A 26,059-nucleotide genomic window follows, 5' to 3' on the forward strand; every position below is an offset into this window, starting at 1 on the left:
CCGCGCGCGTGGCCTTCCTGACGATCATCCGTTCACGAATCCAATTGTGTTTTGCCTCTCAAAGCCTGAACATGCCCAGAGGTTGCAAGTTTCGCAACCTCGTATCGCAAGTTTGAAAACGAGAAGAGCTGAGCGTTCACGGGCCCAAAATAGAAACTCATTCGCAAAGAAGTCGGGACGCAATTGCCCGCAAGTCCGTGACAGACGCCGGAATCGCTCTCGTTGCGATGATGTTCAACAGGACCAGGAGGGTGATTTCATGTGTGATCTTTGCGTGATGAATTCCGTCAAGGAGAGGATGCTGTCGCGGCGGGACTTTTTCAGGGCCGCAGCCGTGGGAACCGGAATTGCAGCGACGTCCTCGATCACGGGTGCCATGCCCGCGATGGCACAGGCACCGCAAAAGATCACCGACATGACCCACGAACTTCACAGCACGTTTCCGACCTATGGCGGCGGACAGCAGTTTCATGTGAATCAGGTCTTCGAGATTGCCAAGGACGGCTACAACCTGCTGGAGCTGACCATAAATGAGCACACCGGAACGCATATGGACGCTCCGCTGCACTTTTCCGCAGACGGTCAATCCGTTGCGGAAATACCGGTCGAGAACCTCATCGCGCCGCTGTGTGTCGTCGACATAAAGGCCAAAGCGGCTGAAGACCCCAATGCCCAGGTCACACCGGACGACCTGAAAGCCTGGATCGCAACCCATGGCGATATTCCCAAGGGTGCCTGTGTTGCAATGAACTCGGGCTGGGATGCACATGTAAACTCAGGCAAGTTCCGCAATGCCGGGAGTGAGGGCATCATGCATTTTCCGGGGTTTCATCTGGAAGCGGCTCAAATGCTGATGGAAGACGCTGATGTTGCCGGTATCGCGGTCGATACGCTGTCGCTCGACTATGGCCAATCCAAGGATTTTGCCGTTCACTATGCTTGGCTGCCGAGCAATCGCTGGGGCATTGAATGCCTTGCAAATCTTGATGCTCTGCCGCCGGTCGGAGCGACTCTGATCGTCGGAGCGCCGAAATTCCGGGGCGGTACCGGTGGCCCCTCGCGTGTGATGGCGATGGTGTGATCCAAAAGAAAAGAACACCGGGGCTCAGCGGGGGACAGACTTTTTAACCGCTGCAACAAAGCTCCTGCCGACAGGGACAAAACTGCCATCGGAAATCCGAAGGCCGGATTTCTTCTCCGACCTGCACCGGCCCGTCACAGCATGAAGAGCGACCCAGTGGGACCGGTGAACCTGAAGACCAGGTTCCGGTCCCGCTTCCACAATGGCATCCTTGAAACGCATCGGTATGAGTGTTCTGCCTTTGTCAGTGATCACCTCGACATAGTGATCCTGTGCCATCAATCGCAGGATGCGGCCGCGCCTTGCAAGCGGCAACCGCTCCAACAGCACAGGCTTTTCCGATTTCAGACCTGAGGCCTTTTCCGCAGGTTCCGCGGGCAGGAGATTGAAGAGGATCACCACAAATCCCGTGACCGCAGCGCATTGGAGGTAGAGCGATGGCATGCTTCCAACAAAGTTGCCAAAGCCCAAGCCCGTGCTGATGGTCGCAACAACCAGGCAGACCGGTATGGCAACCAGCACGGACATTACGGCCTGTTCCAGATACAAGGGCCATCCGGTCTTTTTCAAAAGGCGCTCGAGTGATGTTGCGCTGACGTGACCAACCGAGGCGGTTCCGGCCACCATCACCGTCCAGTAGAAAAGCCGGGTCGCGAGCGGGAAATCACCATAAGTCCCGAAGGGACCGACCAGCCCGGCGAAGATTGACAGCGCTGCAAGCAAGGCCAGGCTGTGCCTTGATGTGAACGGCGCAGCAAGATCTTGCAGAAACCGGCCCGTGATCGTGCTGTTCGCGAAACTTTCCTGCACTTGGCGAAATCCTCCTTTGATCGGCGTATCTTTCGCGCTCCTCCTGCGGAACCAAATCTAGTTCAGTTTCACCGGAGACACCATGCGAGGCAACGGATCGTTTCAAACGTGGACCGGCATCGTTCGGCTTGCAATCAGCATTATTGCCGTCTTTTCCTTTTCAGCAGCGCTTGCCTGCTCAACTGTGGCGTTCCGAAACACCGGCGACCCGCTTCTTGCCTATAATTTCGATTTCGAGGCGACAAACGCCGGCTTTCTGCTGATCAATCCGATTGGCGCATCCAAAAACTCGGTCATGGAAGGTGATGCCGCAAACTGGAATTCCAGGTTCGGCAGCGTAACCGTCAATCAGATCGGCCCTGGAATGCCGGCCGCAGGAATGAACACGGCAGGTCTCGTCATATCGCTGATGTGGAACCGCGAAGCCGTTTATTCGAAACGAGGCCATGCACCGGTTGTTTCCGAACTGGAATTCATTCAACGACTTCTCGACACCAGCGGAACCGTTGAGGAAGCCCTTGCGAAGATTGACGAGGTCAGAATTCAGGACCTCGTTCCCATTCACTATTTCCTGTTCGACGCATCCGGTGCTGCAGCAATCGTGACACCGGGCGAGGCCGGACTGATCGTGCATGAGGGCAGCGAACTTCCCATCTCAGCCCTGACCAACACAAGCTATCCGAAGGCTCTCGACTTTCTCAATGGTCGCGTGGCAACAATCGATCCGTCACGTGGAGTTTCAGGCGGCCCGGGCAGTCTCGAGCGGTTCAGATTGGCGGCAGAAACTACAATGACGAGCGAGGAAACAACGCGCGCGCAGGCATTCGATGTGCTGGACAATCTCGCCACCCCTTCAACACGCTGGCAGATCGTTTTCGAACCGGTTGCCAAGCGGATCACCTTGCGTGTGAGCGGACATGACGGGGACCTCACGCTCGATCTTGCAGCGCTAGATTTTGAATGTCGTGACACGCCGCCAAGCGTCAATCTGCGTGGAGCCGGACCGGATTTTTCGACGGCACATTTCATCCCGATAGATCAGGTCGATCTCTCCGAATCCATGAGCGAAGTCCTGCTTTCGATGAAGAGCACTGCCACGCTTGGAAGGCCGGAAGTCACACAGCAACTGTCGGCCGGATTGCTGGCATCCAGCGTCTGCAAGTTTTGAGAGTTGGCGCAAGAACCGGCAATGAAACCGGCTCCTTCCGAGGTCACAAAGGCCTCGTTGTACGGGCGGCTATAGCGTTTCGTGAAAGCCTTGAAACATGGAGGATCACCTATCGCGTTGAAGTCTTTGATTTCAGACAACGATAGGTGAGTGAATCTTTTCTCGAAATGCCTTAGTGCGCCTCGTCCCAGTTGCTTGCCGCGCGGGCATCGACCTTCAGCGGCACCGACAGTTTCAGCGCCGGTTCACAGGCGTTTTCCATGACTTCGCGGATCACCGGGATCGTGTCGTCGACCTGGGCATCCGGTACTTCGAAGATCAGTTCGTCATGCACCTGAAGCAGCATCTGGGCGTCGAGCCTGGCATCCAGGAGCTTGTCCTCCATGCGCACCATGGCCCGGCGCAGAATATCTGCGGCCGAGCCCTGGATCGGCGCATTGATCGCCGCGCGCTCATAGAAGGCGCGGTGGTTCGGGTTCTTGGTATTCACTTCCAGATAGTGGGCTTTGCGGCCGAAAATCGTCGTGACGTAGCCGTCGGCATGGACCTTTTTCTTCGTCTCTTCCATGTAGTCCTTGATACCGGGGAAACGCTCGAAATATGTCTTGATGTAATCGCCCGCCTCGCCGCGCGATATGCCCAGCTGGTTGGCGAGCCCGAAGGCGGATATGCCGTAGATGATGCCGAAGTTAATGGCCTTGGCCTGACGGCGAACCATCGGGTCCATGCCTTCGATCGGTGTTCCGAACATTTCGCTCGCCGTCATGGCGTGAATGTCGAGCCCGTCCTCGAAGGCCTTTTTCAGTTGCGGAATATCGGCAATATGCGCAAGCACCCGGAGCTCGATCTGGCTGTAATCGGCGGAGATCAGTTTGTGACCCTTTTCCGAAACAAAGGCCTGACGGATCTTCCGGCCCTCTTCGGTCCGAACCGGAATGTTCTGCAGGTTCGGCTCGGAAGATGACAGACGACCCGTCGTCGTTGCCGCGAGGGCATAAGACGTGTGCACCCGGCCCGTCTCCGGATTGATGTAGCCGGGCAGGGCGTCGGAATAGGTGGATTTCAGCTTTGAGAGCTGGCGCCAGGCAACGATCTTGGACGGCAGCTCGTGGCCTTCGGCCGCAAGCTCTTCCAAAACCTGTGCGGAGGTCGACCAGGCACCCGTCTTGGTCTTCTTGCCGCCCGGCAGTTCCATCTTGCCGAAGAGAATGTCTCCAAGCTGCTTCGGTGAGCCGATGTTGAAGGTCTGTCCGGCCAGCTCGTAGATTTCAGATTCCAGCCCGGCCATGCCTTGCGCAAAATCGCCCGAAAGACGCGACAGCATCTGACGGTCGACGGAAATGCCACGCTTTTCCATGCGAGCCAGAACCGGCACCATCGGCCGTTCCAGGGTCTCGTAGACCGTTGCCATGTGATCGCTGGCAAGGCGCGGTTTCAGGATCAGCCACAAACGCAGGGTGACATCGGCATCTTCGGCGGCGTAAGCCGTTGCCTTGTCGATGGCCACCTTGTCGAAGGTAATCATCGACTTGCCGGACCCGCAAACTTCCTTGAACGGGATCGGCTTGTGCCCGAGCCAACGTTCGGACAACTCGTCCATGCCGTTGCCGCCCTTGCCCGCATCCACGGTGTAGGAAAGCAGCATGGTGTCATCAAACGGGCCGATATCGATGCCGTAACGGGTCATCACTAGCCAGTCATACTTGAGGTTCTGTGCAATCTTCAGGACCGACCGGTCCTCCAGCATCGGCTTGAGGACTTCCAATGCGTCCTTCAGCGGGATCTGGTCGGGCAGCAGGCCACCACCGCCGAGAAGATCGCCCTCACCATCAACATGGGCGAGCGGCACGTAACAGGCCCTGCCGGGCTCCGTGGACAGCGACAGGCCGACCAGATCGGCCTGCATGGCGTCAAGGGACGTGGTTTCCGTGTCAAAGGCAACATAGCCTTTTTCGAACGCCGCCTCGCACCATTCCTGCAGCCGTTCAACCGTTGTCACGGTCTCATAGGCATTGGAGTCGATCGCGATCGCCTTGATGCTTTCTGCCCGCGCATCGGCCACCGTCTGCGGCACCATTGCCCCGTCTACACCTGAACCGGCATCTGCCGAACCCGATCCGGAAGCGCTCGCGCTCTCGGGACGCTCCGCCATGCGGCCCTTATGGTCGGGAACATCCCAACCCGGCACCTGAAAATCGGTTGCCTCGATATTGGCAAGTTCGGCACCGGTCGTCTCGGCCACTCGCTTGGTCAGCGTGTTGAAGCCCATGGTTTTCAGGAAGCCGACGGCTTTCGGACCGTCCATTTCCGTCACCGAGAGGTCTGTCACCGGAACTTCAACCGGGACATCCTGCTTCAGGGTCACAAGTTCCTTGGAGACGCGCGCCTGGTCAGCGAACTCGATCAGGTTCTCCCGGCGCTTTTTCTGCTTGATCGTCTCGGCCTGAGCCAGCAGGGTTTCCAGATCGCCGAATTCGTTGATCAGGAGAGCCGCGGTCTTGAGGCCAATGCCCGGGACACCCGGAACATTGTCGACGCTGTCACCGGCCAGCGATTGCACTTCGATAACCTTGTCCGGACCGACGCCGAATTTCTCGAAGACTTCCTCTTCACCGAAGGTTTTGTTCTTCATGGTGTCGATCATGCCGACCTTCGGGCCGATCAACTGCATCAGGTCCTTGTCGCCGGAGACGATTGTCACAGTTGCACCCATGTCGGATGCCTGACGGGCATAGGTGGCGATCAGGTCGTCCGCCTCGAAGCCGGCCTGCTCGATGCAATGAACGGAAAACGCCCGTGTCGCCTCACGGATAAGACCGAACTGCGGCACCAGGTCTTCCGGTGGCTCCGGCCGTTGGGCCTTGTATTCGGGATAAATGTCATTCCGGAACGTTTTGGCCGAATGATCGAAAATCACCGCGAAATGGGTCGGTTCATCCCCTTCTTCCGGTGTCAGGCCTTCCTGCAGCAGCTTCCACAGCATGTTGCAGAAACCGGACACGGCACCAACCGGCAGCCCGTCCGGCTTGCGGGTCAGCGGCGGCAGCGCGTGGTAGGCGCGGAAGATGAAAGTGGAGCCATCGACCAGGATAAGGTGGTCGTCAGCGGTGAGGGCGGGTGAGGATTCTTGCGTCGACATGGCGCGGATCATGCCCGGACTGAGCCGAGGAGGGAAGAGGGAATTTCAGCCATTCTCAGGAATGTCACGGCCAAGAGGAGATCCTTGGAATGCCCTCCCCGTCTCCGGCGATGATCGCACCGTTCGGTTCCCTTCCGTCTAGCCGGCGATGCGAAACACTGCCTCGATTTCGACGCTGGCATTGGAAGGCAAGCTGCTGGCTCCGACCGCAAAGCGGACATGGTTGGCCTTTTCTCTCCCCAGCGCTTCCGTCATCAGGTCCGACGCGCCATTGACGACTTTCGGATGTTGCGAGAAATCCGGCTCGGCGTTGACGAAAGCACCAAGTTTGATCAGCCTTTCGATGCGATCGAGATCTCCCAGCGCAGCTTTCGCGCGGGCCAGCAGATTGATCGCGCAGAAGCGTGCGGCCTCATAACCGTGTTCCAGTGTACGCTCGTTACCGATTTTTCCGGTAATCGGTTTTCCCTGCAGATCTGCAGATATCTGGCCCGAAACATGGAGAAACGCACCGTCGATCAAATAGGGCGCAAAGTTTCCAAGTGCTGAAGGCGCCGGAGGCAGGTCTATTCCAAGACGCACAAGGTTTGCTTCAATTTCGCTCATTGGCTGAAAATCCGATGCAAGAGCTGCCCACGTTCAGAAATTGAGCATGAGCAGCAAATTTCAGGTCAGGATGCTTGGTCTGAAAGCAAGACCCGATGAGGCAGGAACCGAGAGACGGGATCTCTCAGCGCGCCAGAGCGTAATCCCAACCGGCGCCATGTTCAAAGCTCAATTCAACACTTTTCAGTTGCCGGATCACTCCGCCGCCTGAGCCTGGCCTTTGCGCCCGAAGGTGCCGCTCAGATAAGCCCATTGCGGCCTTTTGAACAGGAACCACCCAAAGTCCGTCTTGCGGATCAGCCAGAACAGGACCATCGGGCTAACGGAAGCGACGATGGTCACGATCAGCGAGACCGTACCGATGTCGAGCAGTCCCAGTTTCAGCAGGATCACCCGGGTGAGCCCCATCGGAAAGAAGAATGCGAGATAGATAACGATGGAGTTCTCGCCGAAGTGGCGCAGGAAATTCATCTGACCCCATTTCACTATCAACGCGCTGGTCAGAATGATTGCGCCGGCGCCAGCTGCGCCTAGTGCCAGAGAAATGATCGGTGCGGCCGCATACCCGGCAAAAACCAATCCTCCGTTCACGAGCCCCCAGCCCAACAGATAGACGAGGCTCACACCGATCCGCTCGCGCGCCCACTCGGCCAGCTTGAAGATCTGCGGGGCAAAAATGTAGCCGCAGTAGAAATAGACGAAGCGTGAGGCAAACTCGTCAACCAGCAGCCAGCCGGTATGGATCGGCGCGATTTGCAGAATCGCGGCAATCACAAGCATTGCCTGCCAGGGAACTCCCTTGTCATGCGCCAGCTTACAGACCAGGAAAAAGACCGGCAGCATGTAGATGAACCACAAAGTGCCGAATGGCTGGACAAAACTCCGGACGTAGAACTCCAGTGCGCCGGCCGTGCCCATTTCACCGACAAATACAGGAGCCTTTACCGCAAACTGGATGGTCATCCAGAGCACGTAAAAATATGCGAAGTGCACGACCTTGCGATCGAGATAGAGCTTCCAGTCGCGAGTGATGACGTTGGAAAGGAACAGGCCGGAAATCAGGAAGAAGTCCGGCATCCGGAACGGCGCGGCGAAGGCGACAACGGCGTGCATCCAGCCTGTCTCGCCGGCGGCGGCTTCGACGCCGAGCACGGAGTGCATCATCACCACAAAAATGATGCAGATGCCCTTGGCCGTGTCGACCCAGTCAACGCGATGTGCACTCATGGTCCGCATCCTTTTCCTGTTCCGGAACGGATTTCATCCGGGATCAGCGTGCAGAAATACGCCCAACTGGTAAATATTGCCCCTACGGCCCCTGTCACGATTTGGTGAGGCGGATCGAGGTTCTGTTAAGATTTTGCGTTGTCGGAACCATCCTGCCAGGGGCTTATTCTGGGTTGACCCTTTCCTGACGCCCCGCCGGATGGATCATCGTTCTTTTCCGACCAGTCAGCTTCATCGAGATCGACAACATGATCGCCGGGCCTGCGAGCACCCTGTCCTCCCTGGACAATCACCACATCGGACCGGGAAATGATGAACTTGGCGAGCGCCTCGCGAACCGGCGGAATAAACAACAAAAGGCCAATCGCATCGGTTACGAACCCAGGGATAAGCAGGAAGATGCTTGCCAGGACGATCATTGCGCCTTGCATGACTTCATTGCCTGGAGCCCGCCCTGCATCAAGTTCCTTCTGCATGCGCATGAGGAGCGACAGTCCCTGTTGGCGCAGCATGATGGTGCCCGCCACAGCAGTGACGAGCGTTAGCAAAATGGTCGGGAACACCCCGATCAGACCGCCAACCCAGATGAAGACTGCAATCTCGATCAGTGGCAGCAAAAGAATAGCGGCAATGATATAAAGTCCCACGGGACCTCCAACGTCTGATAAGCTGTTTGGACTTGGGCCACGGACTCACAAATGAGTTTGAAATGGCAAAGGACCACGAAATTTTTCGCGCGGCACAGGTCAATGTCCTGGGGCTTTGCGCTTAACCGGCGTGGCCGGGCCGTTTCCATGACCTTCGCATTTGACCGGACCGTTCCTCGCCATTGTTGCGAAAGGCTTGAAAATGAACCACATTTCCTGCACTTTCACTACTATTAGACGAGCAATCCGCCTCAAATCATTTCAAACTCAATTATGAGTCCGAGACCTAAGGTAGACATTCGCTCACAAAAATGCGAGCAGGCAGTCGCACGAAAGAAGCTCTTAGCAAAAATTCTGTCTTGCTCTTGGGTCTGGATGCTGGTTCAAGAACCCCCTAAATAGGAAGATAACAGAGTTGAGTGTGAGCCAGCGCGCACCTTAAAGAACAAAAGGGCGGCGTTAATTGCCTTAAAAGGGTAGCCGGAACGAAAAATGAATGAGATTTTTGACCCATTAAACCTCCTCCTTATGGGACTTGCGGTTTTCATTCTCTTCAGACTGCGGTCTGTATTGGGCAAGCGTACCGGCAACGAGCGCCCGCCTTTTGATCCTTATTCCAAGCCCGAGCAATCCAAGGATCAGGCAAACGGACAGGACAACGTCATCCCGTTGCCGAACCAGACAGCTCAACAGTCCGAAGGCAGAGAAGAAAACGCGCCCGTCGGCGACGTGGTTATCGACAAGGTCGCTCCTGAGGGATCGGCACTCAACAGCGCGCTGAAGCAAATTCTTTCCGTTGATCGCAGTTTCGAACCGGAACCCTTTCTGCAGGGCGCACGGGCCGCTTACGAAATGATCGTGATGGCATTTGCCGACGGGGACAAGAAAGCGCTCAAGAATCTTCTTTCACGAGATGTTTATGAAGGCTTTGTTGCGGCCATAGACGATCGCGAAAAGAGAGGCGAAACCATCGAGTCGACGTTTGTCGGCATCGACAAGGCCGAGATCGTTGAAGCGGCCCTCAAGGGCTCGACCGCTCAGGTCACGGTCAAGATCCACAGCCAGTTGATTTCCGCGACACGTGACAAGGCGGGCGAAGTGGTGGACGGCGATCCTGCCAAGGTGACCGAAGTGGTCGATATCTGGACCTTCGCGCGTGACACGAGCACCCGCGATCCGAACTGGAAGCTGGTCGCGACCGAATCCGCCGAGTGATCGTGGCGCAGACGGGGCGGCCCAAAGGGGCAACGCCTTTCCCATTGCTCGCCGTAATTCTGAAGGGCGCGGTTCTGGCCGCGCCGCTTTTCTTTGCAGGAGCTGCTTCGGCCATGCAGCAAGGCCCGCAAATTCCCGAACATTTTCAGAAAACCGCCTTCGATCATGTCGAAGGGTGGAAACAGGACAACCAATTGGCTGCTCTGAAGGGCTTTCTTCGCTTTTGCAAACGCTCCCATGTCATGGATGGTGGCCCCGAGCTGTTGCGGGCCACATCGGACGAGCTAAAGTCGCTATGCGAGGTGGCACGCGGAAAGGCCTTGGAAACCGACAGCTCGGCCCGGCATTTTTTTGAAACCCACTTCACACCTTACCGCATCAACGAGAAAGGCTTCGTGACCGGGTACTTTGAACCCGAGGTGGCGGCTTCCCGCAAGAAAACCGAAGACTATTCCGTTCCGCTGCACAAAAAGCCCGCTGGTCTGGAGGCTGCAACAGCAACGAACCGGCCGATTGACTGGCCTTCGCATCTCAGCCATGGCCGCAGGGTGAATGGAACGCTCCAGGAGTTGCCCGATCGAGGCGCGATCATGGATGGTGCTCTGGACAAGGAAAATCTCGAACTTGTCTGGCTGGCAGATCCCGTTGATGCTTTTTTCATACACGTACAGGGATCCGCTCGTCTGCGTCTGACCGACGGTTCGACAATGCGCGTGGGATATGCGGGCAAGACAGGTCATCCTTATACCGGCATCGGCCGATTGCTGGTCAAACGCGGCGAAGGAAGCCCCGAGGACTTTACCATGTCAGGCCTGCGCGCCTGGCTGACGAAAAACCACGAAAAGCGGGATGCGCTTTTCAAGGAAAACCGGTCCTATATTTTCTTTCGCGAAGTTCACGAAGCGAAACCGGAAGACGGTCCGGTAGGTGCCGCCAATCATTCTCTGGTCTCTGGCCGGAGCCTGGCTGTCGACCCGTCGCACTTTCCCTACGGCGCACTGATATTTGTATCTGCCGGGTTTCAGGACCCGGAAGCGGCTGATCAATCCTTTGCCCGGTTGATGGTGAGCGACGATACAGGGTCTGCCATCAGGGGCCCGGCGCGCGGTGATATCTTTACCGGATCGGGAAATCGCGCCGGACAGATCGCCGGAGACATCCGTCACCAAGCGGATTTCGTCGTGCTGGTGCCGAATTCGAGATTGGCGAAAGCCGGGGCGGCAGTGGACTGATCGATGGCCAAGAGGGGAAAAAAGGGCGCGCTGTCACCGGAAGACCGGGACCTGTGGGGCAAGGTTGCAAAAACCCTGACGCCCTTGCATCCGGATCGCGCCAAGGCGCTTGAAGAAGAATTGACAAAGGTCGCCGAAGCCGCACCGCGGAAGCCCGTCAAGTCACAGCAGACCGCGACCGCAATCAGCGCTCCTTCGCCTGCAAAACAGCCGCAGGCGCCATTGCCATTGCACCAGCTGGAACATCGCTACCGCCGAAAGATTGTTCGAGGCGTCACGGCCATCGACGCCCGCATAGACCTTCACGGTCTGACGCAATTCCAGGCCCATGACCGGTTGCTCGGTTTCCTGTATCAGGCACAGGCCCGCAGACATCGGGTGGTTCTCGTGATTACAGGAAAAGGGGGCGGCCCGGAGCGAGCCTATATGGACGAACGCGGCGTTTTGCGCAGAATGGTTCCCCAGTGGCTGGCCATGCCGGATTTGCGTTCGGTCGTCATCGGTTATGAACAAGCACATCCCAGCCACGGTGGGGCAGGGGCGCTTTACGTCCGCATTCGAAAGAAAAGGTAGGAACGTGACACCGCTTGGGGCAAAAATTCGGGAGCTGAGGGCAAAGCAGGGTGTGTCGCTCAAGGAGATGGCTGCGGCACTTTCCGTCTCCAGCGCTTATCTGTCAGCACTCGAACACGGGAAACGCGGGAAACCGACCTGGTTTCTGGTTCAAAGAATTATCACCTATTTCAACGTTATCTGGGATGAGGCCGAGGAAATCCAGCGGCTGGCGGAACTCTCCGATCCCAGGGTGACGATCGACACCGCCGGAATGCACCCCAAGGCGACCGAACTTGCCAATCACCTGGCACTCAAGATCGGTGGTCTTTCCGAAGAGTCCCTCGGTACCCTGCTACACCAGCTCCGTGTTGCTGCGGTGAAGGACGATGTTTGATCGACGTCTCTCTGGTGGCGAGATCAACAGACCAGTTGAAGCAACGATTTCGAAAGATTGCTGTCCCACCCAACCTTCGCAAATGGAGATGTCTTCCAGGACTTGAGAGCGGGAAGGTGATGAAAATCTGCACACTGCCTGATGAACATCTCATCACGAGATTTACGTGTCCTTATTCCTCGTTCCCTATATAACCGGCTCGTGGGTTCTGGATATGCCTGCTCCTGCCTCTGTTGAACGGACGCGTAAAGAGAATGAAGTTTTCCCAAGACGAACTTGCCGGATTGATCGATTCTGAAGACCTCGGAAAACGATTGACCGCCCTGACCTCGGGCAGCGAGGGCAACGGTTCAGACCTGAAAACACGTTCCGCTGTCCTGGCAGAGCTGAAGTCGGCTGTTAAATCTTCCCGCGAAACCGCCCAGAAAATGTTGAATGAAGACGGCAAGGGACTGCTCTGTGCTGCCCGGCTGTCTCATATTCAGGACGAGTTGATCCGGCTGATCTACGAGTTTGCCGTAAAACATGTCTACCGGGTGAAGAACCCATCCGCGGCGGAACGCATGTCCGTTGCCGCGGTCGGCGGTTATGGCCGTGGGACACTGGCTCCCGGTTCCGACATCGACCTGCTCTTCATCCTTCCCTACAAGCAAACGCCCTGGGGCGAACAGGTTGTCGAATACATCCTCTACATGCTCTGGGATCTCGGCTTCAAGGTCGGCCACGCAACGCGCAATCTGGATGAGTGCATCCGTCTGTCCAAGTCGGACATGACAATCCGGACGGCTGTTCTCGAAGCCCGCTACATCTGGGGTGATGAAGATCTGTTCCGCGATCTGGTCCAGCGGTTCGATACCGAAGTCGTTGAAGGAACGAGTTCGGAATTCATCGCTGCCAAGCTGCAGGAACGCGATGAGCGCCATCAGCGCCAGGGCATGTCACGCTATCTGGTCGAGCCGAATATCAAGGAAGGCAAAGGCGGATTGCGCGATCTCAACACGCTTTTCTGGATCGCGAAGTACCATTACCGGGTCAATCGCCAGTCCGAACTGGTCAAGAAAGGCGTTCTCACCAGGTCCGAATATTCAAGGTTCGTGAAATCGGAAGATTTTCTCTGGGCGGTCAGGTGCCATCTGCATTTTCTGACCAAGCGGCCGGAGGAAAGACTGTCATTCGACGTCCAGCGCGAGATCGCCGTTCGGCTCAGCTACACCCAGCACCCGGGCATGAAGGATGTCGAGCGCTTCATGAAGCATTACTTCCTCGTGGCCAAGGATGTCGGTGACCTCACCCGCATCATCTGTGCCGCGCTGGAGGAGGAGCATGTCAAGGCGCCGCGCGGCAAGGGACTGTCCAGCATCGTGAAACGGCTGCGCAGCGGCCGGATATCCGGCGCTGCAAAGCCGGTGAAGGGTGCACCCGGCTTCGTGGTTGAAAACAACCGGCTCAATGTCACGTCCGACACGATTTTCGCAACCGACCCGTCCAATATTCTCCGCGTGTTTCAACTCGCCGACAAGCATGAATACAATCTGCATCCGCAACTGACGCGTCTGATCCGTCATTCCCTGAAGCTGGTGGACAGCAATCTGCGCGCTGATCCGGAAGCCAACCGGTTGTTCCTGTCGGTGCTCACCTCTCGCGTTTCACCTGAGAAGACCTTGCGCAAGATGAACGAGACCGGAGTACTCGGTCGGTTCGTTCCGGATTTCGGCAAGGTCGTGGCGATGATGCAGTTCAACATGTATCACCACTACACGGTCGACGAACACCTGATCCGGTCCATCGGCGTCCTGTCGGAAATCGAACGGGGAGATTCAGGTGACGACCACCCCCTGGCGACCGATTTGATCCTGACCCTTCAGAACCGCAAGGTGCTGTTTGTGGCCATGTTCCTGCACGACATTGCCAAGGGACGCCCGGAAGATCACTCCACAGCGGGGGCCAAAGTCGCCCGGAAAATCTGTCCGCGCTTCGGCCTGAACGACGCGGAAACCGAAACGGTTGCCTGGCTCATAGAACATCATCTGGACATGAGCACGATCGCCCAGTCCCGCGATCTTGCCGATCGCAAGACGATCACTGATTTTGCCCAGACGGTGCAGTCCCTGGAACGCCTGAAGCTTCTGCTCATCCTGACAGTTGCCGATATCCGCGCCGTTGGACCGGGTGTCTTCAACGGCTGGAAAGGGCAGCTCCTCAGAACGCTCTACTACACCACCGAACCGCACCTGTCGGGCGGGCACAGCAAGATGTCGCATGCCAAGGCCATTGAGCAAGCCAAGGAAGCCCTTTCCGAAAAGCTTGAGCACTGGACGAAGAAAGACAGAAACGCCTATCTGAAGCGGCATTATCCGGCATACTGGCTCAGGACCGAACCTGATCGCCTCGTCTCGCATGCCGAGCTGCTGCACAAGGCGGACAAGAGCGGCAAGCAACTTGCGTTTCAGGTCGTTCCGCGCGCATTCGAAGGGGTGACTGAGCTGACCATCATGGCGCCGGACCATCCGCGGCTGCTGTCGATCATCGCGGGAGCCTGTTTCTCAACCGGCGCCAATATCGTGGATGCGCAGATCGACACCACCACCGACGGTTTTGCGCTCGATACGATTTTCATCGGTCGGGAACTGCCGAACAACGAAGATGAACGCCGGCGCGGAGAGCGGATCTCGCAACTGATCAAGACCACCTTGCGGGGGGAAGAGCGCCTGCCGGAGCCTGTGGCGAAGAAAAGCGCCGTGAAAGGCCGGATGAAAGCGTTCAAGGTTGCCAGCGAAGTCCTGGTCAACAACGCGCTTTCTGACGACTACACGGTTCTGGAGATCAGCGGCCTTGACCGGCCGGGACTTCTTTATGATCTCACGCGTTCCATCGCCACGCTCAATCTGAATATCGGTTCGGCCCACATTTCCACCTTTGGCGAGAAGGTGGTCGACGTCTTTTACGTCACTGACCTGACCGGACAGAAGATTTCCAATATCGGCCGTCAGGACATCATCCGCGAACGCCTTGCCAATGCGGTTGAAGGCCAGATCGAGCTGGATCCGGCGGCGCCCGTCGCCCGCAAGGCCCAACGTCAGGTGAGTTAAGTGACCCGAACCTCTCACAGAGCCCAATCTGCATGAGCCTTGTCCGCAATTTCGCAACGGTTGGCGGTGCGACGCTGTTAAGCCGGCTGCTCGGTTTCGTGCGCGATGTGCTGCTGGCCGCAGCGGTCGGCGCAGGTCCGGTTGCCGACGCCTTCGTTGTGGCTTTCAGGCTTCCGAACCTGTTTCGCAGACTGTTTGCTGAAGGTGCCTTCAACTCAGCATTCATTCCATTGTTCGGACGCGCCGTTGAAGAACGCGGCGACGAAGGTGCACGGCGCTTTGCGGGGGAAATCGGCGCGGCCCTTCTGTTCTGTCTCCTGATCCTGACAGCAGTCGCCCAGATATTCATGCCCGCCGTGGTTTGGGTGCTAGCGCCAGGTTTTCTATCGGACCCGGAAAAGTATGACCTCACCGTGCTGATGGCGCGGATTGCGTTTCCCTATCTCATCTTCATGTCCTTGCTGGCCTTTGTCGGCGGCATTCTGAACACCTATCAACGGTTCGCCGCAGCCGCCTTCGCGCCGGTGATGCTGAATGTTGTGATGAGCATCGTCCTGGGCGCCGTGCTTGTGACCGGGGTAACCGACAACACCCATCTCGGGATCATCCTCACCCTTGGCGTCAGCGTTGGCGGCATCATTCAGCTTCTTGTCGTCGTTATCGACTTGAAGAGATTGGGTTTTCGCATTCCGGTGTTTCGCCCCCGCTATACCAAATCCGCGAAACGTCTTCTGGCTTTGGGAATTCCCGGCATTATTGCCGGCGGAGTTACACAGATAAACATTGCCGTCGGCCAGATCATCGCCTCTCTTCAGGAAGGCGCCAACGCGTTGCTTTATTTTGCCGACCGGCTCTACCAGCTGCCGCTCGGTGTCATCGGAATTGCGATCGGCGTGGTGCTACTGCCAAGCCTGACCCGCCAGTTGCGCTCCGGTGAATTCAATGCCTATCAGCACAGTCTCAACAGGGCCCTTGAAATCTCTCTGGTTCTGACCCTGCCAGCTGCTGTGGCACTTGCAGTCATTCCGCACGAAATCGTCGCGGTCCTGTTTCAAAGGGTGCGCTTTGACGCTGCCGCCGTTGACGGCACGGCTGCTGCCTTGATGGCATTTTCCTTTGGTCTTCCGGCCTTTGTTCTGAACAAGGTGTTTTCACCGGGCTATTTCGCCCGCGAGGACACCAAGACGCCAATGAAGTTCGCGGCCGTCGGCATGATTGTGAATGTGATGCTGTCGATTGCTCTTTTCCCGGTCTTTATGCATGTCGGTATTGCGCTTGCCACGACGCTGGCAGGATGGGTGAACACAGGCCTTCTGGTGGTTGTTCTTTGGCGACGCGGTCACTTTGTGCCGGATTTCCGTCTGTTGCGCAGACTGGCCCTGGTGCTGGTGGCCAGCTTGCTGATGGGGATCAGCATTCATTTTACCGCCCTGTTCCTGGAGCCGTATCTGACCAGCCCTTGGCTCGCCATCCGGGTTGCCAGCCTCGCACTTCTTGTCAGTACCGGCATCGTGACCTTTGCTATTTTTGCGCAAATCAGCGGCGGTGCGGATCTCCTTGGCATGCTGAAAACGTTGACAAGACGCAACACACAGGCCTGAAACGCGAATTCTTCCTCTAATCCGCTTGCATAGCAGCCCCGCCGGGCTTACACCCGGCGCGCCCAAATGTTCACAGCGCCCTTCCAACCGGCCGCACCAATAAAGGGAATTGAAATGACGGAGTTCCAGCCCCGTGTATTTTCCGGCGTTCAGCCAACCGGCAATCTTCACCTAGGCAACTATCTTGGCGCGGTTTCGCGCTGGGTTCCGTTGCAGGATCAGATGCCGACCATTTTCTGCGTGGTCGACTCCCACGCCATTACCGCCGGATTTCCAGATCCGCTCGAATTGACCAATGCCACACGGGAAGTGACCGCTGCCTATATGGCCGCCGGCATTGATCCGAAGAAGTCTATTATTTTCAACCAGTCCCAGGTTCGCGAGCACACTGAACTTGCCTGGATCTTCAATTGCGTGGCGCGGATGGGCTGGCTCAGCCGCATGACCCAGTTCAAGGAAAAGGCCGGCAAGAACCGGGAAAACGCTTCCGTCGGGCTTTTTGCCTATCCGAATCTGATGGCCGCGGACATCCTCGCCTACCGGGCGACCCACGTACCCGTCGGTGATGATCAGAAACAGCACCTGGAGCTGACCCGCGATATCGCCGCCAAGTTCAACAACGACTTTGGCGACCGGATCAAGGAACTAGGGATCGGTGTGCCGAATCCGACACCTTCGCCGGAATTGCCCGAGCAGCTTTATTTCCCGATGACGGAACCCATGATCGCAGGACCGGCCACCCGGATCATGTCCCTGCGCGACGGTACCAAGAAGATGTCGAAGTCTGATGCGTCGGATCTTTCGCGCATCAACCTGACCGACGATGCCGACACGATCGCCAAGAAGGTGAAAAAGGCCAAGACCGACCCGGATGCCCTGCCGAGTGAAGCCGACGGACTGGAAAGCCGTCCGGAAGCTGACAATCTCGTCGGCATCTATGCCGCTCTGGCAGGAATGTCCAAGGAAGAGGTTCTGAAGGACTTCGGCGGTCAGCAGTTCTCTGCCTTCAAACCCGCTCTGTCCGAGCTGGCCGTCGGCAAACTGTCGCCGATGACCGACGAAATGCGCCGTCTGATGGACGACAAGACGCAGATCGACGCCGTTCTCAAGGAAGGTGCTGAAAAGGCATCGGCAATCGCGGAACCTGTCCTCAAGGACGTTCGCAAGATCATCGGCTTCCTCGAAGTCCGCTAAGTCTTCTGAAATCGACATTCAAGCCCGGGCTTCGTCCCGGGCTTTTTTGTTTCCGTGCGATCTTCAATCATCAGCAGCATCACGCGGCTGAAGCAGTTTTTCAATCGCGTCATCAGAACGCTGTTCCGGCCAATTCGGGCTCTGATTGAAACGGTTTATCAAAGATTAAGAGGCACACTCACACAAACTGGGTCTTGTAGTGAGTATCGATCTTGGTCAACAAAAACAGCGAACGGGCTGCCAAAGCCGTGACGGAGGCAGACGAAGCCGCGAATGAGTACTTCGTTGGCCGTGACCGCCGCTCGGGATCCACCAACCGCGAAACGCAGCGGCATGAAACGCGGCAGAACCGGGTCAGATCGGATGCGGCGGAGGGCCCCGAAGTCGGCCCCGGGCGCAGGGCAACGGATGTACCGGTCTCTGCACCAAAAAAGTCGCTTCAACATCTTGCTGTTGCCGGTCTGGTAATCGGTCTGGTATCCGCTCTCTTTCTTGTATCGACAGACGGTTTCAATCGGTTCCTGGGAGTTGGACTGGCTTTCTTTGCCGGCGGTCTGGCGGTCTGGCGCCTCTTTGCTGACGAAATGCAGCGATCCGCACAGGCGCTTCAGACCAAGGACGACAAGATCCGGCGTCTGATGGCCAGGACCGAAGAGCTGGAAGACAAGGCCTGGGAACTGGGCGAGTCCGACGAACGCCATGCGAGCATTCTTGCCACACTGGGCGATGTCGTCATCCGGCGCGATGCGGACGGAGTTATAACCTACGTCAATTCCGCCGCCGAGGATGTTTTCGGTTCCGATCACGACCTGCATCCGGGCAATCTCATGGATCTGCCTCAGGTCCGCGTGACCGATCCGATAGAGACGCGAGACCCAAACCTTGAAAGCAATCCGGATGGAATGGGCTTTCAGGACCTTCATCTGGAGACCGAACAGGGACGTCGCTGGTTCTCCCGCATTGATATTCCGGTTCGCGATACCGCAATTGACCGGCAGCTCGTTCAAACTGTGTTGCGAGACGTCACCGAACGCCGTCTGATCGAGGAAGAGTTGCTTGCCGCCCGGCATTCGGCGGAAAGCTCGAGCGCTGCAAAATCGAGGTTCCTGGCGACTGTCAGTCACGAGATCCGCACGCCCCTCAATGGCGTTCTTGGCATGTCGGCCCTGCTGCGGGACACACGTCTGACGAAAGAGCAACTTGCCTATATCGAAGCTCTGGAGACATCGGGTGAAACCCTGTTGCTGCTGATTGACGAGGTTCTCGACTTTTCCAAGGTCGAAGCCGGAAAGCTCGACATACAGGCAGCACCGGTTCGCGTTGGAGCGTTGGCGGAAAGTGTCGTGGAACTGCTGGCTCCGAAAGCGCACGCAAAAGACCTCGAGATCGGTACCATGCTCGACGCCCGCCTTCCCGAGGAAATCACACTTGATGCAACCCGGGTGCGCCAGATCCTGTTCAATCTGATCGGCAATGGCATCAAGTTCACCGACGAAGGGGGCGTAGCGGTCGAGTTGTCCGGAAGGGCCAATCCCGACGGAGGCAGTTTTCTTGAAATCGAGGTTCGCGATACCGGCATCGGCTTTGACGAAGCCGAGGCGGAGCGGCTGTTTCAGGAGTTCGAGCAGGTTGATCACGGCCCTGCTCGCAAATTCGGTGGAACCGGTCTCGGCCTTGCCATTGCACAACGCCTCGCCACACTGATGGGTGGCACGATCAGTGCCCGACCTTCTGCCACGGAGGGCGCGATCTTCCATGTCTCGCTGCCAATTCCGGAAGTTCTGGCGGAAAGCACCGACCCTCGCCTTGCAGCTTTTGAGAAGCGGAAAATCTTGTTCGTGACGGATAGCCGCATCGAATGCCCGCTGCTTGCCAAACGTCTGTCTCATCACAAGGCGAATGTGTCGATCCATGCCCCAGGCAGCGTCGGTCTCGAGGACGGCTTGCCCGAAGCCGATTTGCTGATCGTCGACAGCGGAGCGATCGCGGACAGCGGCGGCTGGTTGGCCTCTGCCCGTCTGGCGGGCTGCGAAGCGCCGGCAGTCGTCATGATCTCGCCTCCGGAGAGAGACCGGCTGAACCATCTCAGGCAAGCAGGATACGCAGCTTTCCTCATCCGTCCCGTTCGGATTGAAACCCTGATGCAGATCTTCACGGGACTTTTGAACGAAGAAGATGCCGCGCATGCCTGGGACGTCAGCGCCGAGCCGGTGCAGGACGGATTTCTTTCCGGTCGAAACGGGCTCCCGGCCCGTCCATTACGTCTGCTGGTGGCCGAAGACAACGACATCAATCGACTGTTGGGCGAAGCCATGCTTCGGAAGCTTGGCCACGTTCCGGTGATGGTGGTGGATGGCGAAAAGGCTGTCGAAGAGGCGGCAACCGGATCATTTGACGCCATTCTCATGGATCTGCACATGCCGGGACTGGATGGGTTTCAGGCCATCGAGAAAATTCGCGAAGATGAAAGAGCCAGTGGACGCGCGCCGGTCCCGGTGCTGATCGTCACGGCGGATGTCATGAAGGACGCCAGAGACAGAGCTGCCGACGTTGGCGCTGCCGGTTACCTGACAAAGCCACTCTCGGTCGAAGCGATTTCCCAAGCCCTTGCAAAGATTGGTCGGAGTTGATTTGAGAGCCATTTATGAGGCGGCTAACTTGAGACTCCGACGCGCCCGGCTACAACCCTGTGGCTGAAACCTTGCGCTTTACTCGTCAAATTTCACAAAAGTCAAAGACTGGGATAAGCTTTGCCTTGAACCTGCGTGGAAAAGAACCAACTGTCATGCAGCTGTTGGAAAAATATGTTCTACGCCAGGATCAAAGCACGCTGTCCTGCGCCGGGGGATATATGCCGGCGAAGAAAAAAACTTCGGTGAAACAGCTCCAAGACTGTGAAACCCGTCAGAGTGCCCTATAACGGAAGCAAGAGGGTGGGATGTCCATAATGCGACAAGGGCTATTTTCTCCACGAAAGCTGGTTCGGAAGATTGCGCCGGCATCACGCACAGGTGCGCCCATGACCAATGCCGCTCGCTTGAGTGCTCCGCTCCACTCTCCCGTCAAACTCGGAGAATCGCTCGGCCGCATCGGATCTCTTGAAGTCCGGATGGCCAGAAACTTCAAGGAAGTCAAAAAAGCGCAGCGCCTGCGCTACGAAGTCTTCTACGAGGAAATGTCGGCGATTGCCGATGCCCAGACGCAGACCACCCGCCGCGATGCCGATCCCTTTGACGCGTATTGCGATCATCTTCTGGTCGTGGATCACGACACGCTGAAGCGAAACAAGTTGGGTCGCCTGAAGCCGGAAATCGTCGGAACCTACAGGATCCTGAGACAGGAAGTGGCTGACCAGCACAGCGGATTTTACACCGCGAGCGAATATGACGTCCAAAAGCTGATCGACGCGAATCCTGGCAAGCGATTCATGGAGCTGGGCAGGTCCTGCGTCCTGAAGCCTTACCGCAACAAGAAGACTGTTGAACTTCTGTGGCACGGCATCTGGTCCTATGTGCTTCGCCACAAGATCGACGTCATGATCGGTTGTGCGTCGATTGAAGGCACCAACCCGGACGCTCTGGCCGATCAGTTGTCATTCCTTCATCACAATGCCCGGGCCCCGGAACAATGGCGTGTGCGCGCCGTGGAAGACCGGTATGTGGAGATGAACCGATTGCCGGCCGACAAGATAAACGCCAAAGAGGCTTTGCGCGCACTTCCTCCACTCGTGAAGGGATACCTGCGCCTCGGAGCCTTTATCGGTGACGGCGCGGTTGTGGACCAGCAGTTCGGCACGACGGATGTCCTGATCATTATGCCCGTGTCCGAACTCAATGCGCGGTACGTCAATTATTACGGCGCCGACGCCAGCCGCTACGCCAGCTGACATTCACATTCCGCTGCTTTGCAAACCGCCGGCCGATATATCGGCCGGTTTTTGCGGTTGAGTCGGCGCAAACGTCCAAAGCCTTAACGCCCCCTTAAATTGCCGCATTCTAGGATCATCACCGGGGAAGCCGGTGGATTGCCGGAAATTTTACGGGACGGATGATCAATGGCGCCTCGGGCGAAACGCCAGCCGCGAATTGAGCCGACATTTGGGGAAACGAGCAGCAGTCTGCTCGACCTGCGCCTGGGACCGCAGGATCGCCCGGCTGCGTCTCCAGGTAAATCTTCCTCCAAATCCAAAACCCGCAAGACAGCCAAGTCCGGTTCACGGAAAAAAACCTCCACGAAGAAATCATCTAGTCCCCAGGCCAGCCGCACCAAGGCCGGCTCCGGCAACCGGGGGGGCGGGCGGTCCGGTGCCAAACGGCGCAGCCGCAAGCGGAAGAACCGTTTTCAGGCGCCGACTTTCCTCGGACGCCTTTTCAAGCGCGGTGTTTACTGGAGCGCTGTCCTGGGCATTTGGGGCGCGATCGCAGTCGTCTGCATCGTCGGTTATTACGCAGCCTTTCTGCCGCCCACGTCCGAATGGCAGGTGCCGGCACGTCCACCTAACGTGAAGATTGTTGCTTCCAACGGTCAGCTGGTAGCGAACCGTGGAGACACTGGCGGTGAAGCTGTACGCCTGGAACAGCTGCCGCCTTATCTGCCAAATGCGGTGATCGCCATTGAAGATCGGCGTTTCCGGTCTCACTTCGGCATCGACCCCATTGGTCTTGCGCGTGCCTTTTACACCAATCTGACAACCGGACGCCTTGCGCAGGGTGGATCGACACTGACGCAGCAGCTCGCCAAGAACCTCTTCCTGGAACCGGACCGCACAATTAAACGGAAGATACAGGAACTGGTGCTCGCGTTCTGGCTGGAAGCAAAATACTCCAAGGACGAGATCCTGGAAATGTATCTCAACAGGGTCTATCTGGGGTCAGGGGCTTATGGTGTGGATGCGGCAGCCAGGCGCTATTTCGGAAAGTCTGCCAGACTGATGACGGTCGCAGAGGCGGCGACGATTGCCGGGCTCTTGAAGGCACCCTCGCGCTATTCACCGGCACGCAATCCGGATCTTGCCGAAGATCGTGCCCAGCTCGTGCTCGCCGCGATGCATGAGGAAGGCTACATCAATTCCGATGAGGCCAAGAACGCGATCGCGGCCCCGGCCAAGGTGGTGCGCCGCTATACCACCGCCAGCGAGAATTATGTGGCCGACTATGTCATGGATGTCCTGCCGCATTATGTCGGCTCGATTGAAAGCGACATCATTGTCGACACGACCATAGACCCCGACATTCAACGCGCTGCGGAAACGGCCCTTCGGTCCGCACTGAATGAAAACCGGCAGAAACTCGGCGTGTCGCAAGGCGCCGTTGTCACGCTGGATACAGCCGGAGCGGTCAAAGCGCTGGTCGGCGGTGCCGATTACTCGAAGAGCCAGTTCAACCGGGCCGTCTATGCCAAACGCCAGCCCGGGTCGGCCTTCAAGCCGTTTGTCTATCTGGCGGCTCTTGAGAACGGTCTGACACCGCAATCCATTCGCCAGGATCAACCGATCACGATCGGCGGCTGGTCACCCAAGAACTACACGAAAGAGCACTACGGGCCGGTCACGCTGACCCGGGCGCTGAGCCTGTCGCTCAACACGGTGGCGGCGCGGCTTGCCTATGAGGTTGGCGCCGGCACCGTTGCAAGCACCGCCAAACGGCTGGGTATCAATTCCGAGCTGAAGAAGAACCTGTCACTTTCCCTGGGGACATCCGAGGTTACTCCGATTGAAATTGCGGCGGCCTATGTCCCGTTTTCAAATGGAGGTTATGGCGTGCTGCCGCATGTCATCCGGCGCATCAAGACCGTGGACGGCAAGACGCTTTACTCGCGCTCCGGAGATGGCCGTGGGCGGGTGGTCAACCGTCAGCAGGTCGGCAACATGAACCTGATGATGTCTGAAACGTTGCTGACCGGAACCGGCCGCAAGGCACGGCTCGACAGCGGACGTCCGGCAGGCGGCAAGACCGGAACCAGTCAGGACTTCAGGGACGCATGGTTCATTGGTTACACCGGCAACCTGACAACGGCGGTGTGGTTCGGCAATGACGACAACTCGCCAACCAGGAAAGCCACTGGCGGCAGCCTGCCTGCCCTGGTCTGGAAAGACGTGATGGACGTGGCACACAACGATCTGCCGGTTGCCGATCTACCCGGCGTCCCGAACCTGCCTGCAAATGTCTCGGCACCACGCAAACCCATTCCCGGTGGGCAGGACAGCGTCGGCTCCGGCAGCGAGCCTATCCCACCAGCCCCAATCGGTGGTGAAGGTACGGGGGAGCGGCGCGGACCGCTCAATCTTCTGCGCAATCTGTTTGGCGGCGGTTAGGGACCGGTTCCTAGAGGCGGTCCTTCAGGAACGTGACGATGCGCTCCGTGGCATCCGTGTGTGCATCGGCGTTGTACTGGAGCCAGTGGCGCTGCCCCGAGGCCCCCGGAAAATAGAAGCCGGCTCCAATTGCCGGATTGTCAAACGCGTGAAATGCACCGGGATAGACGACAAGCTCAACGTCGTTCTGCCGTTCCCTGTTACGGTGCTCCAGCTTTCGGCATTCGGAAACCGGTGTCCAGTCGTCTGCTTCTCCGATAAGAACCAGCAACGGAACCGCATAAGTCCGGTCCGCAATGCAATAGGGGTAAAGCGCAACAGCTGCTTTGAAACTGTTCTCAAACCTGCTGCCAAGACCATGCGCGTTTGCTGCATACTGAACGGTAATTCCACCTTGGGACCAACCAATCAGGCCAATTCGGTCGGGATCGACAAATTCAAGCCCGTTCAGGAACCGGAGTGCTCCAAATGCATCAAGTGTCCTCGCCGTTGGAGACGCGCTGCTGCTGAGACCGCTGCAGTCACTTGTCAGGCTTCTGGGATGAAAGCTATCGACAACCAGAGCCATAAATCCTGCGCGTGCCAACAGTTGGGCCCAATCAAAATAGGACTGCTGAATGCCGCCGCAGCCATGCAGGAGAACGACCGCAGGGTGCGGCCCCTCGCCATCTGGTTTGGCCAGATGCCCCCAGATCGGTGTTTTCTCCTTCCCCTGAGCTGAACCAGGAAGGGCGCCCGATGGAAAATGGACAACTTCGAACGGCTTTTTGGCCAAAGAATAGCCGGTCATAGCCAGCAGACAGGCAATGCCGAGCAGGATGCGAATGCCCGCCGACCGAATGTGCCCCGTAATCTGGCGGAGCATCGAGCCGGTTCGTATCGTATCTGACGCGCTGTAAAATCGCATGGTCCGCCTTTCCGAATTCATCGGCTCAGCGAACCACATCTGCAAATTATTGCAAGATTTCAGGCAGCATCAGATGGCCCAGTCTTGGCACAAGATGCTTTAGCCGAAACCATGCAGTTGCTGGCCGTTTTCCTTCAGCCAGATCCGTGCCGTCGGCGTCTGAGGCGCCAGTTGCTCGCACAGGCGCCAGAAGCGTGCGGAATGGTTCATTTCCTGCAGATGGGCCACCTCGTGCGCCGCCACATAGTCAAGAATGTCCGGTGGGGCGAGGATCAGACGCCACGAATAGGAAATCCGGCCATTGGATGCACATGATCCCCAACGGCTCCTGGTATCGCGAACGCTGATCCCGGTGATTTTTCTGCCGATCGTCCTGGCATGAATTTCCGAGCGCTGCGTCAGCTCTTTTCGTGCCTGTTCCTTGAGCCAGTTTGTCACTTTCCTGGGAATGTGGTCATCCGCACCGGGAACCAGAAGAGCGGGGTAGCCGTCTTCCGTTTCTCCCAGCGAAACAAGCCCGCGAAGCTTTCCTGTTGGAACGATGACGTGGTCCTCTCCGCGAAAAGGCACGATGTCTCCGGGCAAAAACTCAACATGATCGGGTCGTCCCTGCAGGCGCTCGACCAGCCAGTTGATGTGCTGGCGGGCAAACTTTTCTGCGCGGGCAAGATCGCCACCTTTCGGGACCGTTAGAACGGGACCGGAGCGGTCGGCGGGAATGCGCAGCAGATACCGCTGTGCCCTTGGGTTCGCACGCAGGCGAATGCGCACGTCCCTGGTATCTGTTTGAATGTCTATGTGCTCTGGCAGAGATTTCTTGCCGGCGCGGTACAGCATGAACAGCGGAACCCAAACGAATCAGTTGCGACAAGCTTAAGGGA

The 26,059-nt window shown here is 57.5% G+C and carries 19 protein-coding genes; 12 read left to right on the forward strand and 7 right to left on the reverse strand.

Annotated elements, in window-relative coordinates; genetic code table 11:
• The first annotated feature begins 259 nt into the window (after positions 1 to 259).
• A complete protein-coding gene (locus ABLO27_RS23190) occupies positions 260 to 1,081 on the forward strand; it encodes a cyclase family protein (RefSeq protein ID WP_353036186.1) in 822 nt (273 codons plus the stop codon).
• 24 nt (positions 1,082 to 1,105) lie between these two features.
• On the opposite strand, the gene ABLO27_RS23195 is transcribed toward ABLO27_RS23190, so the two are convergent.
• On the reverse strand, positions 1,106 to 1,891 hold the full coding sequence (locus ABLO27_RS23195; protein WP_353036188.1) for a LytTR family DNA-binding domain-containing protein: 786 nt from the start codon (positions 1,889 to 1,891) through the stop codon (positions 1,106 to 1,108).
• A gap of 82 nt (positions 1,892 to 1,973) precedes the next feature.
• Between ABLO27_RS23195 and ABLO27_RS23200 the strand changes: the two genes are divergently transcribed.
• A complete protein-coding gene (locus tag ABLO27_RS23200) occupies positions 1,974 to 3,059 on the forward strand; it encodes a linear amide C-N hydrolase (RefSeq protein ID WP_353036190.1) in 1,086 nt (361 codons plus the stop codon).
• A 172-nt stretch (positions 3,060 to 3,231) separates the two neighbouring features.
• Here the strand turns inward: ABLO27_RS23200 and polA are convergent, their stop codons facing one another.
• The 4 genes from polA to ABLO27_RS23220 form a co-directional block, all read right to left on the reverse strand.
• Positions 3,232 to 6,210 carry a DNA polymerase I gene (gene polA, locus ABLO27_RS23205; protein ID WP_353036192.1) on the reverse strand — a complete coding sequence of 993 codons (2,979 nt, stop codon included), beginning with the start codon at positions 6,208 to 6,210 and terminating at the stop codon, positions 3,232 to 3,234.
• 126 nt (positions 6,211 to 6,336) lie between these two features.
• The gene (locus ABLO27_RS23210) at positions 6,337 to 6,804 is read right to left on the reverse strand and encodes a RidA family protein (protein ID WP_353036194.1); all 468 of its coding nucleotides are present in this window, start codon (positions 6,802 to 6,804) and stop codon (positions 6,337 to 6,339) included.
• A gap of 195 nt (positions 6,805 to 6,999) precedes the next feature.
• The gene (locus tag ABLO27_RS23215) at positions 7,000 to 8,031 is read right to left on the reverse strand and encodes an acyltransferase family protein (protein WP_353036196.1); all 1,032 of its coding nucleotides are present in this window, start codon (positions 8,029 to 8,031) and stop codon (positions 7,000 to 7,002) included.
• A gap of 125 nt (positions 8,032 to 8,156) precedes the next feature.
• Complete coding sequence (locus ABLO27_RS23220) at positions 8,157 to 8,678, reverse strand: FxsA family protein (protein ID WP_353036198.1); 522 nt, start codon at positions 8,676 to 8,678, stop codon at positions 8,157 to 8,159.
• A gap of 492 nt (positions 8,679 to 9,170) precedes the next feature.
• On the opposite strand from ABLO27_RS23220, the gene ABLO27_RS23225 reads away from it, so the two are divergent.
• The 10 genes from ABLO27_RS23225 to ABLO27_RS23270 all read left to right on the forward strand — a co-directional run bounded on the left by ABLO27_RS23225 (position 9,171) and on the right by ABLO27_RS23270 (position 24,271).
• Positions 9,171 to 9,893: a Tim44/TimA family putative adaptor protein gene (locus ABLO27_RS23225; RefSeq protein ID WP_353036200.1), complete on the forward strand. Its 723-nt coding sequence runs from the start codon at positions 9,171 to 9,173 to the stop codon at positions 9,891 to 9,893.
• A 2-nt stretch (positions 9,894 to 9,895) separates the two neighbouring features.
• On the forward strand, positions 9,896 to 11,125 hold the full coding sequence (gene mltA, locus ABLO27_RS23230) for a murein transglycosylase A (protein ID WP_353036202.1): 1,230 nt from the start codon (positions 9,896 to 9,898) through the stop codon (positions 11,123 to 11,125).
• A 3-nt stretch (positions 11,126 to 11,128) separates the two neighbouring features.
• Positions 11,129 to 11,698: a Smr/MutS family protein gene (locus ABLO27_RS23235; RefSeq protein ID WP_353036204.1), complete on the forward strand. Its 570-nt coding sequence runs from the start codon at positions 11,129 to 11,131 to the stop codon at positions 11,696 to 11,698.
• A 4-nt stretch (positions 11,699 to 11,702) separates the two neighbouring features.
• Complete coding sequence (locus ABLO27_RS23240) at positions 11,703 to 12,074, forward strand: helix-turn-helix domain-containing protein (protein ID WP_353036206.1); 372 nt, start codon at positions 11,703 to 11,705, stop codon at positions 12,072 to 12,074.
• A gap of 254 nt (positions 12,075 to 12,328) precedes the next feature.
• Positions 12,329 to 15,163, forward strand: coding sequence for a [protein-PII] uridylyltransferase (locus ABLO27_RS23245; RefSeq protein WP_353036208.1), 2,835 nt, complete (start codon positions 12,329 to 12,331; stop codon positions 15,161 to 15,163).
• Positions 15,164 to 15,195: 32 nt separating this feature from the next.
• A complete protein-coding gene (murJ, locus tag ABLO27_RS23250; RefSeq protein ID WP_353036210.1) occupies positions 15,196 to 16,764 on the forward strand; it encodes a murein biosynthesis integral membrane protein MurJ in 1,569 nt (522 codons plus the stop codon).
• A 114-nt stretch (positions 16,765 to 16,878) separates the two neighbouring features.
• Positions 16,879 to 17,958 (forward strand): tryptophan--tRNA ligase, encoded by a 1,080-nt coding sequence (trpS, locus tag ABLO27_RS23255; protein WP_353036212.1) that lies wholly within the window; start codon positions 16,879 to 16,881, stop codon positions 17,956 to 17,958.
• 212 nt (positions 17,959 to 18,170) lie between these two features.
• Positions 18,171 to 20,588, forward strand: coding sequence for a hybrid sensor histidine kinase/response regulator (locus ABLO27_RS23260; RefSeq protein WP_353036214.1), 2,418 nt, complete (start codon positions 18,171 to 18,173; stop codon positions 20,586 to 20,588).
• A 389-nt stretch (positions 20,589 to 20,977) separates the two neighbouring features.
• Positions 20,978 to 21,844, forward strand: a complete 867-nt coding sequence (locus tag ABLO27_RS23265) for a GNAT family N-acetyltransferase (RefSeq protein WP_353036216.1) — start codon at positions 20,978 to 20,980, stop codon at positions 21,842 to 21,844.
• Between the two features lie 168 nt (positions 21,845 to 22,012).
• Positions 22,013 to 24,271, forward strand: a complete 2,259-nt coding sequence (locus tag ABLO27_RS23270) for a transglycosylase domain-containing protein (RefSeq protein ID WP_353036218.1) — start codon at positions 22,013 to 22,015, stop codon at positions 24,269 to 24,271.
• Positions 24,272 to 24,281: 10 nt separating this feature from the next.
• Here ABLO27_RS23270 and ABLO27_RS23275 read toward each other — a convergent pair whose 3' ends face one another.
• Both ABLO27_RS23275 and ABLO27_RS23280 read right to left on the reverse strand, forming a co-directional pair.
• Positions 24,282 to 25,178 carry a dienelactone hydrolase family protein gene (locus ABLO27_RS23275; protein ID WP_353036220.1) on the reverse strand — a complete coding sequence of 299 codons (897 nt, stop codon included), beginning with the start codon at positions 25,176 to 25,178 and terminating at the stop codon, positions 24,282 to 24,284.
• Between the two features lie 99 nt (positions 25,179 to 25,277).
• Entirely contained in the window at positions 25,278 to 26,015 is a 738-nt protein-coding gene (locus ABLO27_RS23280; RefSeq protein ID WP_353036222.1) for a M48 family metallopeptidase, read from the reverse strand.
• Positions 26,016 to 26,059: the final 44 nt, after the last annotated feature.

The organism is Roseibium sp. SCP15, from assembly GCF_040329435.1.
Taxonomy (GTDB): Bacteria; Pseudomonadota; Alphaproteobacteria; order Rhizobiales; family Stappiaceae; genus Roseibium.